The sequence below is a fragment of the aff. Roholtiella sp. LEGE 12411 genome, from assembly GCF_015206995.1.
In the GTDB taxonomy this organism is placed as follows: Bacteria; Cyanobacteriota; Cyanobacteriia; order Cyanobacteriales; family Nostocaceae; genus Komarekiella.
This window is the reverse complement of sequence record NZ_JADEXR010000071.1, coordinates 16,431-28,765: the sequence shown is the minus strand read 5'-3', so window position 1 is coordinate 28,765 and position 12,335 is coordinate 16,431. Positions and strand designations below refer to the sequence as shown.

Below are 12,335 nucleotides of genomic sequence, written 5' to 3'. Positions count from 1 at the left end.
ATTTTTAACGCCAGAGGTTGTCCAGAGTCAAAGGTCAAAAGTCCAAAAAACCTTGATTTTTGACCCTTGACCCTTGACCCTTGACTCTTATACCAGAAGCCTTGTGTGCCAGTTGCGTAAGTCCTATTAGCTATAGATGTCTGATGACTTTGGACAATCTTGATGAAAAAATATGACAGCGTAAGTCCTAACTGTAGGCGCAATTATTAAGCAGGTTGGTGAGTTGGCAAAATTCCTTTACTTGGGAGTTAGATCCCTGACTTCTCAAAAAAGTCGGGGATCTGGACACCGCAGTTCACCAACATAGCGATCGCAAATCTGAAAGAACGATAAACTATCAAGATTTGGCAATTGCCGTAATGATTTAGGCTCTGCATCAACAGAGGGACGGTAGAATAGTCCTTATTTTCGTAGCTTCCAAAAACGAACCATGACAATGCATCCTACTCTCCAACGTGCATTTACTAACCGCCGTGTCCTCAAAGTGATCAGCGGTTTGAATAACTTTGATGGCGATCGCGTCGCTGCTATTGTCAAAGCTGCTGAAATTGGCGGTGCTACTTTTGTCGATATTGCTGCCGATCCTGCCTTAGTTCAACTAACTAAGCATTTGATCAATTTACCAATTTGTGTATCAGCAGTAGAGCCAGAAAAATTTGTACAAGCTGTAGCCGCTGGTGCTGATTTGATTGAAATTGGGAATTTCGATACTTTCTATACCCAAGGACGTCGCTTTGAGGCGGAAGAAGTATTAGCACTCACTCACCAAACTCGCGCTTTGCTTCCAGAAATCACCCTATCTGTCACTGTTCCTCACATCCTGGAACTAGACAAACAAGTACAGCTAGCTGAGGAACTCGTAAAAGCTGGAGCCGATATCATCCAAACCGAAGGCGGAACCAGTAGTAACCCATCTCATCCTGGCACATTAGGATTAATCGAAAAAGCTGCCCCCACCTTGGCAGCAGCTTATGAAATATCCCGTGCAGTGTCAGTGCCGGTATTATGTGCTTCAGGCATTTCTAACGTCACAGCAGCACTAGCGATCGCCTCTGGTGCTGCTGGTGTTGGTGTCGGTTCTGCCATCAACCAACTTAATAGCGAAGTAGCAATGATTGCAGCTGTGCGTGGCTTAGTAGAAGCCTTAGAGACTGCTAGCAGCCGCGCGATCGCCTAGATAACAGGAGGGGGAAACAGAGGGAGGAACAAGAGTAATTGTTCATTAACTCCCACTCCTCCACTCCCCCACTCCCTTCACACCAAGCAATCCTTCAGCGCATAAATCACCTGATCTTGTTGTTCATGTGTCAGTTCTGGGAACATGGGCAAAGATATGACCTCATGACAGGCTTGTTCTGCGACTGGTAATTCTCCTGGTTGATACCCCAAACTTTGATAAACTGGCTGCAAATGTAAAGGGTGGGGGTAATAAAGCATGGAACTCACGCCCTGCTCTTGCAATTGATTACGCACCCAATCTCGATATTTGGCACTAGAACCGTTTCGCCCCTCGCCTGATATCCGAATAGTGTATTGATTCCATACTCCAATACCCCCAGCTAATTCTTGGGGCGTGATGATACCGGGAACTTGATTGAGAAACTGGTGGTAATAAGTAGCGATCGCTCGCCGTCGGTCATTCCATATATCTAAATAACGTAGTTTAATCTGCAAAATAGCCGCTTGGAGAGCATCCAAGCGGCTATTTATACCTATTTCCTCGTGGATATATTTAACTTTACTACCATGATCTCGTAGTATCCGCAGTTTAGCGGCGATCGCTGGGTCATTAGTCGTAATTGCTCCGCCATCACCGCAACCACCAAGGTTTTTGGTGGGGTAAAAGCTAAAGCAACCAATGTGTCCAATGCTACCGACTTTTTGCTTGCCCCAAATTGCTCCGGTAGACTGAGCGCAATCTTCAATAACTGACAAATGGTGAGATTGAGCGATCGCCATCAGCGCTGTCATATCTACAGGCTGTCCAAACAAATGCACTGGGATAATTGCTTTAGTTTTAGGTGTAATCGCCGCTGCTATTTGCCCCAAATCTAGATTAAACGTAGTAGCGTCAATATCCACGAAAACTGGCTTTGCACCCACGGCGCTGATCACTTCAGATGTAGCAATAAAAGTGAAAGGCGTTGTAATCACTTCATCGCCTGCACCAATTTCTAAAACTCGTAGTGCTAAGTAGAGTGCATCAGTCCCAGAGTTACAAGCCACACATTCACTTACACCATGATAAGCGGCAAACTGTTGTTCAAAGCCTGCCACTAGAGGGCCGCCGATATAACTACCAGAAGCCAGAACCTCTAAGACAGCTGCACTAACTTCTGCTTCGATGGTGGTGTATTGTTGCTTGATATCAAAGGCAGGGATGGGATTTACGCTTTGGATCATGAGTTCTTATTTTATCGGAAGATACAAAGGATGCACTTCGACAGTCAATTGTTGCCGATTGATATTGTTAATCAAAGAAAGCTACTAAAAGACAGTCGCCCAAGATACGCATCAATAAAGGGTTTTGCTGAGATTTTATAACTGTAAGGCTACCATTGAGTGGCAGAAAAGGTGATATATATCAACCAAGATCCAACACCTCAAATCAAAGTTCCAGGTGTTTAGGTTGTTTTAAGAAAAAAATACCAAAAGACAAAGAACCTATGCAGGAGCTGATCAAGCTGGATGTAGTAGATTTGGTTATTGCTGTAGGATTAATGGCGATCGCCATTGGTTTATCTGCGTGGGAAAAAATTGGACTAGAGTTGAACTTGGCCCTCGCTACCGGCAGAACCATCCTACAACTACTTGTATTGGGATACATTTTAGATTTCATTTTTGCTTTGGACAATGTTTGGGCAGTTTTGGCTATTTTATTAGTAATGTTGACAATTACGGCGATTGTCGCACGAAATCGGATCAGCCAAAAAATTCCTCATCTGTTGCCTTTAGTATGGGGTGCAATTCTAATCAGTACTGCTTTGACACTGCTTTACACTAACTTCTTGATCATTCAACCAGACAGATGGTACGAACCGCAGTATGTGATTCCTCTAGCAGGGATAGTCTTGGGTAACGCCATGAACGCAGCTGCGATCGCTGGAGAACGTCTTGTCAGCACTATTAACGCCTTTACTGTAGAAATCGAAACTCACTTGAGCTTAGGCGCAACACCCCAGCAAGCAGTTAGCCAGTACCGCAAAGAAGCCATTAAAGCCGGATTGATTCCCGCTCTCAATCAAATGATACTCATAGGTATGGTCGCATTACCAGGAATTTCCAGCGGACAACTGCTAGCTGGAGTCAAACCCTTGGATGCTGTATCTTACGAAATTTTGATTATATTCATGGTTGCTTTCGCTAACTTGCTGACAACAGTTGTACTTACTAAGGGTTTGTGTCGTCAGTTTTTCAATTCCGCCGCGCAGTTGGTGAGGTGAGGGGGGAGTGGGGGAATAATTACTCTTGTTTTACCTCATTTGACAGTATTTTGTTAGTCGAGAAGCAGATTTGAGTACAGCGCAAAATCAGGCGATGTCTACGACGGGCTACGCCTACGCATCCATCTCTAATCTAGTCCGTCGTGAAGCTTTTGTAATGGCTTTTAACGACTGTTTTTACTTTATTGGCATTGCTTTATTACTCAGTGGAATTGCTATTTTAGACTTGTCCGTAAATTTATAATCCAGTCTGTACAAGGGTTTTCAACGCTGCTTATATGTCTTAAATCAACGTAGAAATAAGGCTTTGACATAGTTGATGATAGTTTAGAAGCAAAAACTAGGATTTTAAAATTTCGTGTTTGAACAAAATTTATTATGCTGTATAGTCCGCAAAAGCTAGATAGGGCAGTCATCAAGATTAATAAAATTAAAATTTCATATCCTATCTTTATGCTAGTTTAATTTTCGGACAAGTCTTTTGTTCTTCAAAAAAGTGAAAGCAAGTGGTGGCGCTGTCGCTCATTAGACTTGTTATATGGGTTAAAATGTTTGATGAAACTACTAAGGTACTAAAATGGTCATTAGCCAAAGTGAGTACTATATCTCCCCAAAAGAATATTTAGAGGGCGAAAAGTTTAGTGAAATCAAACACGAGTATATTGATGGGCAAGTCTACGCAATGGCAGGGGCGAGTGATGGTCATGTCACAGTTAGCATGAATGTATCTATGCTGTTGCGAAACCATCTCCGGGGTGGTGGTTGCCGTGTCTATATGTTAGATATGAAAGCACAAATCGATGTCATAAATCGCTATTTTTATCCCGATGTAATGGTGACTTGCGATATACGAGATCAAGAATTTGAATATTTTAAGTGCTATCCTTGTTTAATTATCGAAGTGCTTTCTGAGTCAACAGAAGGCTATGACAGAGGGAAGAAATTTGCCAGCTACCGACACGTAGAATCCCTACAAGAATATGTGCTAATTTCACCAGACCGAATGAGTGTAGAATGCTTTCGCCGCAATGAAGATAGACAATGGGTACTTTATCCTTATGAAAAAGAAGAAGAAGTCCATTTAGCTAGCGTTGATTTTCGTTGTGCGATCGCCCAAATATATGAAGATGTATTATTAGTAGATGAGAATATTGCCTAATCTAACATTTCTGGGTCAATTCCTAAAGCATTGAGTTGTTCAGGAGACAGAGTACGCAATTTCTCTACAATTCTCTCTCGTTTCTGTCGCTCATTCAAAGCACGTTCTTCACCAGTTAACAGTAAATTTCCTTGTGCATCCCACCACCGCAACCAAGGTAACTCTGCATTCTGATAAAATCCTTGCCAGATTCCCAACTCTACACCCATAGGAGCAATTGGGTAATGTCCCCGTTCATTAACTTTCATTAGATGTCTTATGGCTAAAGGCAGATGAAACACCTAAAATCCCGTTCCCAAGACCTGCGGAGTTTGTTTGAAAACAATATCACAATTGAATATGTGGCAGAATCCCTAAAAGCTGTACCAGCTGATTCGGAAGTCTCAGAAGTGCTGCATTGGATGCGCGCACAGGATTTTGATGTTGTTGGGCTTGAGACGGGAGATACTATTAGCGGTTATGTTGAACGCTCCAGTTTGATACAAGCCAAATCTGGCAAGTGTAGCGACTATCAACGGGTGTTTCATCCCAAAGAACTGATTGCGATTTCCACACCACTAATGAAATTGCTACCCATCCTGCAACAAACTCCTCGATTGTTTGTCCTGGATTGTAATCAGGTGAGTGGGATTGTTACCTGTGGCGACTTGCAGAAAGCACCCGCGCGAATGCTGCTGTTTGGCTTAGTGACGTTGCTAGAGATGAATTTACTGCGGCTGGTGCGGCTTTACTATCCCCAAGATTCTTGGCAACAAGTCCTCAAACCTGAACGGTTAAAAGTTGCCCAACGTTTATGGCGAGAGAGTCAGGAAAGAAATGAAGCAACAGATTTATTAGATTACTTACAATTTTGCGATAAGCGAGAGTTGGTTTTAAATCAGCCAGAACTTCTCGAACAATTGGGATTGAAGTCCAAGCGATCTGGTGAACGCTTTCTTAAATCTGCTGAACAGCTGCGAAATCGATTAGCTCACGCTCAAAGTTTAGTCAGTGGTTCCTCTTGGACAGAGTTGATTTCCCTGGCTGAGGCCATGGAAATGCTGTTAATCCGCTGCGAAGAAGTTGAGTGAAATAGACTACAGATTCCTGCATAAACTCCTCTCGCAATTGGAATTTAGTTTTAGCGCGGTTTGTTGAGCGAATCACTCAACAGAGTTCCTGTATAATTTGGAATCCAACCATCGGCGATCGCAAAGTAACGTACTGCTTTAAAATGCAATGATGCAGTCGGGCTACACCAATGTTCAATTCCTGCGGGAATGCAGAGATAGTCTTGTGCCTCAACTAAAAGCTGTACTTGGCTACCATCTGGTCGCACAAAGCCATAAATCATCTCTCCTGCCAAAACGTAGAGAGGTTCAGCAGCGGTGTGAGTATGGTAGCGGCTATAGGTTACTATCACTTGGTGAAGGTTTGGCGAACCTGGATGCATACTCAACAGGTCACACCAGAAAGAGTCGTTTTCTTGCTGAATAAATTCAAAGACGCTGTTATGGAGTTCTACAATGTAGTGTTTCTCAGACTCACTCACAACGTCTTGGTCTAGCAAGTTTGTGAACAAAAGCGATGTTCCTGGGTCGTAGTGTCTGAGTTGGATGCCCAAAGGTGCAAGTTCACGAGTTATTTCGCTTAAATCGCTCTCGATTGTGCCGTCGTCAAGAAGTAGAGTAGCCATAACAAAAGACTAGTTAACTGTTAAGAAGAGTATACTTAACTTTGAGTCAAAAAGCCACTCTTTCCGATAGACAAACTGGTGATTTATTGAATGTCAGTCAAATACTTAAACATTGCTGATAAATGAAGCTGCATTGGCTACAAAAGTTCAAACCGTAACAACCAGCGCTTGAATTTTTCGTAACCATGCGTGAGTCCTAAAATTATTAGACACCAGTAAGACGACGACGGCGCAATAAGCCGATAGTTCCAGCAATTATTCCTAAACCCAGCACAGTACCCGGCTCAGGTACTCTTCTAGTTGTTTTTCTAGCCACTACCTTGTAATCAGGGCCGTTGTAATCTTCTAAATCACCATTAGCTTTACTCTTAGCTATCACTTGAATCCCACTGAGAGAATCAACACCCAATTGACTGAGATTAACTCCCCAATAGCCAACTTGTTGAGAACCACCTATCTCTGTGGTATCTATTGCGTAGCCTGCGCTTTTTTGCTCATTCCTAGATAGTTTTAAGAAGTTACCGAGTAATTTTCCAGTGCTATCAATCGCTTGAACTCCTAAGTCACTGTTCATGCCTCGTTCCCAGAAGAACAAGTTATCTAATCCCGTATTATCTTGTTGGATAGAACTGTCGAAGAATAGGTTGATTTTAGAAGCACCAGTGTCCTCTGTATCAAGAAGATTATTTAAGTTGCGGTTACTTAAAAAGGCGACAATTTCGTTATTAGTTGGATTATTTAGCCCAGAAACAGGCACAGGAAAAGTGGCATTATCTCCTCTCTCTGTGCTGGCAGATCCAGTATTGTTGTTGCCTGGCCCAGGGATGCTGCTACTTCCAGGTTGAACGCCTGTAATCGGTGTATTATATAAGATTTCGGCTGATTGGACTAAGGAAAAATTATCAAATGTATTCTGATTTTGAGTAATAGAATTTAACAAAATATCTTTTTGAGAATTATATTTTTCTGGAGTAAAATTTGTCTTAAAGTTTGCGGCTTGGGCAGATGGAGAAATATATATATTAGAGCCAATAGCAAACAATGTAAAGGCAATAAAAGATTTAAATTGGAATCTCATAACTTTATATCGAAGCAGCACCTGATAAGTAAATACCCAGTAAATATCCCATATAGTTTTGGTAAATCTATTACCCCACATTCCGCTCTTTAAACTGGCACATATCAATGCATTTGAGTTCCAATTTGAATATCTATACAAGCACTAAACAAGGAATGAATATGACTAATAGATCAAAGTTGCTAGAAGAAATTTATCGGTAGAATGATGCTCAACGGTACCACTAACGTCTAAGCTAGTACAAGTGAACTGTTCTAAGTATGGAATGTCTAACCTAATTCTGTTTTGGCATCGCCGAGATTTACGCATTTCTGACAATACAGGACTGGCTGCGGCAAGACAGCAGAGTTCAAAGATTGTGGGTGTTTTTTGCCTTGATCCGAATATTCTGGAACGGGATGATGTTGCTCCAGCCAGAGTAACTTATATGATCGGCTGTTTGCAGAAACTACAGGAGCGATATGCTCAAGTGGGCAGCCAATTGTTAATACTTCACGCTCATCCTGTACAAGCGATACCAACTTTAGCGGCGGCTTTGGGAGCCAGAGGTGTTTTTTGGAATTGGGATGTGGAACCGTACTCGCAAGAACGCGATCGCACCATCATCAATGCTCTCCAAGAAAATGGCATTCAGTTTCTTGACCAAAATTGGGATCAGATTCTCCACACTCCCGAAGAAATTCGTACAGGTTCTAACGGCCGCTACACTGTTTACACTCCCTTCTGGAAAAATTGGATTAGTAAACCAAAGGCGAATCCAGTAGAAACTCTGGAAAATATTGAGGGATTAACGACAACAGAACAGGAAATTGCCAAACAAGCAGGAGCGATCGCCTTACCCTCAGCAAAAGATTTAGGATTTATCTGGGATGGAGAATTGATCATCTCACCAGGAGAAGCAGCGGCGCAAGCCAAGCTGGAAGAATTCACTACAAGAGCAATCACTGAATATCAAGAACAGCGCAATTTTCCCGCAGTAGAGGGAACATCGCAACTGAGCGCAGCTTTAAAATTTGGCGTCATTGGCATTCGTGATGTTTGGCAAGCCACAATAGAAGTGCTAGAAAATAGCCGTAGCGATGAAGCAGCAACCAATATCCGTACATGGCAACAAGAATTAGCATGGCGGGAATTTTATCAACACGCAATGTATAATTTCCCCGAATTGGCTGATGGTGCTTACCGCGAAACCTTCAAAAGCTTCCCTTGGGAAACTAACGAAGAACATTTCCAAGCTTGGTGTGAGGGAAGAACCGGCTATCCCATCGTAGATGCAGCGATGCGCCAGATGAATGAAATCGGCTGGATGCACAACCGCTGTCGGATGATTGTCGCCAGTTTCCTCACCAAAGACTTGCTGATTAATCCCCAATTGGGAGAAAAATATTTTATGCAGCATCTAATTGATGGTGATTTATCTGCCAACAATGGCGGTTGGCAATGGAGTGCTTCAAGTGGGATGGATCCCAAACCCGTGCGGATTTTTAATCCAGCCAGTCAATCGCAAAAATTTGACCCAGACGGGGAATATATCCGGCAATGGATTCCCGAATTGCGCTCTGTGGATACAGAATATTTAGTTACCGGTAAAATTTCACCTTTGGAACGTCATGCTGTTGGTTATCCAGAACCAATTGTGGATCATAGAATACAGCAACAGCAGTTTAAACAACGTTATCAGCAGCAAAAAGCCTTTAGTAGTGCTGAGTAAAGAGTAGAGACGCGATTGATCGCACTAAGATATTTGTGGTTGACGCAGATGCCAAGTGGTGGATTGCTCATAAGCATAAGCCACCTGAAACAGTTGGTCTTCTCGCAGCACTTTTCCAATGAGCTGTAATCCAATTGGTAATCCGTTGTCATCAAAACCGCATGGCACACTTAAACCAGGTAAACCAGCAAGATTCACCGGAATCGTCATCAAGTCTAGTAAGTACATACTCAAGGGGTCGGTATTTTTTTCCCCTGCTTTAAAAGCTGTCGTGGGAACAGTAGGACAGGCTAGGACATCAACTTGTTCAAAAGCCTTTTCAAAGTCTTGCTTAATCAAGGTGCGGACTTTTTGCGCTTTCAGGTAGTAGGCATCATAATAACCAGCAGAAAGGGCATAGGTGCCAATCATAATTCGGCGCTTGACTTCTGTACCAAAACCAGTGGCACGGGTACGAGTGTACATTGATAATAGATTGTCTGTGCCTGGAGCACGATAACCATACTTAACACCATCGTAACGAGCTAGGTTTGCTGACGCTTCAGACGGGGCGATGATGTAGTAGCTAGGTACGCCATAGCGAAACCGGGGACAGGAAATTATATGAATTTCTGCGCCTAAACTTTGTAATTGATCAATTGCTGTAGTAACAGTTTGTTCTACAACAGAGTCCAGACCTTCCCCAAAAGTTTCTTTGATTACACCAATTCTTAAGCGTCCTCTGGCTCTGAGGTCTGGTTTTAAGCTAGCAGCATAATTGGGAATTGGAACTTTAAGGCTAGTGGAGTCTTTGGGATCGTGACCTGCGATCGCATTCAACAATATTGCGCTATCTTCTACTGAGCGTCCAAATGGCCCAATTTGATCCAAAGACGAAGCAAAAGCCACCAATCCGTAGCGAGAAACTAGTCCATAAGTCGGTTTCATCCCTACTACACCGCAGAAAGATGCAGGTTGTCGAATCGAACCACCAGTATCAGAACCGATAGCAACAACGCATTCATCCGCTGCTACGGCTGCTGCTGAACCCCCAGAAGAACCACCCGGAACCCTCGACAAATCCCAAGGATTAGCTGTGGTATGGTAAGCAGAGTTTTCTGTGGAACCGCCCATTGCAAACTCATCTAAATTAGTTTTGCCTACCATCACAGCCCCAGAGTCAACCAATTTTTGCGTCACAGTTGATTCATAAGGGGGCACAAAATTTTTCAAAATCTCAGAGGCGCAGGTGGTGGGAATCCCCTTGGTGCACATATTGTCCTTGATGCCAATAGGAATTCCTGCCAGGATGCCAATTTCTTCTCCCGCAGCAATTTTGGCATCCACAGCACGAGCCTGCTCTAATGCCTGTTGTGTCGTTACATATAAGAAACTGTGCAATTTCGGCTCTAATGCTTGAATGCGGTCTAAAGCTTCTTGGGTAATTTCGACGGCAGAACGTTCTTTTTTAATTAGCTGTTCGTGCAACTCGCGGATGGATGCCATGATTGCTCTCTATTATGACTCAAGTCCTTGATTTTAGTACATATTGACGATTTTTGCTCAGTTGGGTTAGTCGCCCAAATGGTCTATATTTTTGTGATATATACGTTTATTAATTTAATAAATCAGCTAATTTATATGTATTAAACAAGCTTTAAAGTCAGCAAATAACTGTTTGTTAACTGGATATTTATTAATTTATCAAAATTTGAGAACTTGTGGCTCTTTTTGTGTAAAAGTATAGCAATATTTGATTGTCAGAAAGTCTTGTATTATAGACGCTGCCCAGTCTAAAACCCTGATAGTTTTATCAATTAATAAACTTACATAATTTATTTTGGGAGTAGGAAAAAATGGTTAAAATAGTTACACGTAAATATATAGGCAAACAAAATGTCTATGATATTGGGGTTGAGCATGACCATAATTTTGTCATCAAAAATGGTTTAATAGCTGCTAATTGTTTCAATAAATCTCATTCAACTGCCTATGGATATATTACTTATCAAACAGCATATTTAAAAGCTAATTACCCGTTGGAGTATATGGCGGCACTGTTGACAGCTAACAGTGGTGATATCGATAAAGTGCAGAGGTATATAACTAACTGTACAAATATGGGTATTCAGATAGAACCGCCAGATATTAATCGTTCTGGTGTAGATTTTACGCCAACGGCAAAAAAGATTTTATTTGGATTTTCAGCGGTGCGTAATGTAGGTCAAAATGCGATCGCCTGTATTTTGGAAGCAAGGAATGAGACAGGGGAGTTTAAATCTCTGGCTGATTTTTGTGATCGAGTAGATTTACGTGCTGTTAATCGCCGGACTCTGGAATCTCTGATTTACTGTGGAGCTTTTGATAAAATTGAAGCTAACCGCCAACAGCTAATTCAAGACCTAGAATTAGTATACGATTGGGCACAATCACGAGCAAAAGATAGAGCTAGCGGTCAGGGAAATCTCTTTGATTTATTAGGCGGATTTTCTTCTAATCAGAATAAAAGAGCGAATAATGCTTTTGAAACTGCTCCTAAAGCGAAACCTGTAATAGATTTTCCTCCACAGGAAAAGTTGCGGAGGGAAAAAGAACTCTTGGGTTTTTATGTATCAGATCATCCTTTAAAATCTTTAAGTCAAATAGCACCTTTGTTAACTCCAATTAACCTTTCACAACTTGGCGAACAAAGAGAAGAAACAAAGCTTTGTGCAGTTGTTATGTTGAATGGTGTAAAAAAAGTAGTCACCAAAAAAGGTGATTCAATGGCAATTTTGCAAATAGAAGATCTAACCACACAATCGGAAGCAGTAGTCTTTCCCAAAACTTATGAACGTATTAGTTTGCTACTCCAAGTTGATACCAGATTAATTATTTGGGGTAAAGTAGACCGACGAGACGAACAAACTCAATTTATTGTTGAAGATGCAGAACCAGTAGAAACAGTACAAATGGTGATGGTGGAACTCAATCCTCAACAAGCAGGTAATATCGAAGAATTACATCGTTTGAAAACTATTTTGCAAGAACAGTCAGGGGATAAAGAAAAAGCAAAAATGCCAGTGATAGGTATTATACAAACTGAAAATTCTCGTAAACTTGTTCGCTTGGGTTGGCAATTTTGCGTACAAGATTCTAGAATAACTGTTCAAGCTTTACAAAATGCTAGGTTTCTTGCTCATGTAAAACTGCTGACTAGTGGCTAACGCTAGGGGATGAAAATAGCAGTACTAACTATAAGCAGCTTGCTATTAGTTTTACTTAACTGTCAACAGTAGATAACCTTAGTA

The 12,335-nt window shown here is 41.8% G+C and carries 11 protein-coding genes and 1 pseudogene; 7 read left to right on the top strand and 5 right to left on the bottom strand.

The window, feature by feature from the left end; genetic code table 11:
- Nucleotides 1-430: 430 nt before the first annotated feature.
- Entirely contained in the window at nt 431-1,177 is a 747-nt protein-coding gene (locus tag IQ246_RS16625; protein ID WP_194004457.1) for a DUF561 domain-containing protein, read from the top strand.
- Between the two features lie 77 nt (nt 1,178-1,254).
- Here IQ246_RS16625 and IQ246_RS16620 read toward each other — a convergent pair whose 3' ends face one another.
- Entirely contained in the window at nt 1,255-2,403 is a 1,149-nt protein-coding gene (locus IQ246_RS16620) for a DegT/DnrJ/EryC1/StrS aminotransferase family protein (protein WP_194004456.1), read from the bottom strand.
- Between the two features lie 263 nt (nt 2,404-2,666).
- On the opposite strand from IQ246_RS16620, the gene fetB reads away from it, so the two are divergent.
- The 3 genes from fetB to IQ246_RS16605 all read left to right on the top strand — a co-directional run bounded on the left by fetB (nt 2,667) and on the right by IQ246_RS16605 (nt 4,602).
- Nucleotides 2,667-3,443 (top strand): iron export ABC transporter permease subunit FetB, encoded by a 777-nt coding sequence (gene fetB / locus IQ246_RS16615; protein WP_194004455.1) that lies wholly within the window; start codon nt 2,667-2,669, stop codon nt 3,441-3,443.
- A 70-nt stretch (nt 3,444-3,513) separates the two neighbouring features.
- Nucleotides 3,514-3,687 carry a hypothetical protein gene (locus IQ246_RS16610; RefSeq protein WP_244142063.1) on the top strand — a complete coding sequence of 58 codons (174 nt, stop codon included), beginning with the start codon at nt 3,514-3,516 and terminating at the stop codon, nt 3,685-3,687.
- A 333-nt stretch (nt 3,688-4,020) separates the two neighbouring features.
- Nucleotides 4,021-4,602, top strand: coding sequence for a Uma2 family endonuclease (locus tag IQ246_RS16605; RefSeq protein ID WP_194004454.1), 582 nt, complete (start codon nt 4,021-4,023; stop codon nt 4,600-4,602).
- Here the strand turns inward: IQ246_RS16605 and IQ246_RS16600 are convergent.
- Nucleotides 4,599-4,853 (bottom strand): annotated as a pseudogene (locus IQ246_RS16600) (Uma2 family endonuclease); the annotation flags it as partial. The gene IQ246_RS16605 and the pseudogene IQ246_RS16600 sit on opposite strands and share 4 nt — an antisense overlap.
- A 21-nt stretch (nt 4,854-4,874) precedes the next feature.
- On the opposite strand from IQ246_RS16600, the gene IQ246_RS16595 reads away from it, so the two are divergent.
- Nucleotides 4,875-5,672, top strand: coding sequence for a hypothetical protein (locus IQ246_RS16595; RefSeq protein ID WP_194004453.1), 798 nt, complete (start codon nt 4,875-4,877; stop codon nt 5,670-5,672).
- A 50-nt stretch (nt 5,673-5,722) separates the two neighbouring features.
- Here the strand turns inward: IQ246_RS16595 and IQ246_RS16590 are convergent, their stop codons facing one another.
- Nucleotides 5,723-6,277: an acireductone dioxygenase gene (locus tag IQ246_RS16590; RefSeq protein ID WP_194004452.1), complete on the bottom strand. Its 555-nt coding sequence runs from the start codon at nt 6,275-6,277 to the stop codon at nt 5,723-5,725.
- Between the two features lie 205 nt (nt 6,278-6,482).
- Nucleotides 6,483-7,355, bottom strand: coding sequence for an exosortase-dependent surface protein XDP2 (locus tag IQ246_RS16585; protein ID WP_194004451.1), 873 nt, complete (start codon nt 7,353-7,355; stop codon nt 6,483-6,485).
- 265 nt (nt 7,356-7,620) lie between these two features.
- Between IQ246_RS16585 and IQ246_RS16580 the strand changes: the two genes are divergently transcribed.
- A complete protein-coding gene (locus IQ246_RS16580; protein ID WP_194004450.1) occupies nt 7,621-9,066 on the top strand; it encodes a deoxyribodipyrimidine photo-lyase, 8-HDF type in 1,446 nt (481 codons plus the stop codon).
- A gap of 24 nt (nt 9,067-9,090) precedes the next feature.
- On the opposite strand, the gene gatA is transcribed toward IQ246_RS16580, so the two are convergent.
- Nucleotides 9,091-10,551 carry an Asp-tRNA(Asn)/Glu-tRNA(Gln) amidotransferase subunit GatA gene (gene gatA / locus IQ246_RS16575; protein WP_194004449.1) on the bottom strand — a complete coding sequence of 487 codons (1,461 nt, stop codon included), beginning with the start codon at nt 10,549-10,551 and terminating at the stop codon, nt 9,091-9,093.
- A 350-nt stretch (nt 10,552-10,901) separates the two neighbouring features.
- On the opposite strand from gatA, the gene IQ246_RS16570 reads away from it, so the two are divergent.
- Complete coding sequence (locus tag IQ246_RS16570) at nt 10,902-12,251, top strand: OB-fold nucleic acid binding domain-containing protein (protein ID WP_194004448.1); 1,350 nt, start codon at nt 10,902-10,904, stop codon at nt 12,249-12,251.
- Nucleotides 12,252-12,335 lie beyond the last annotated feature (84 nt).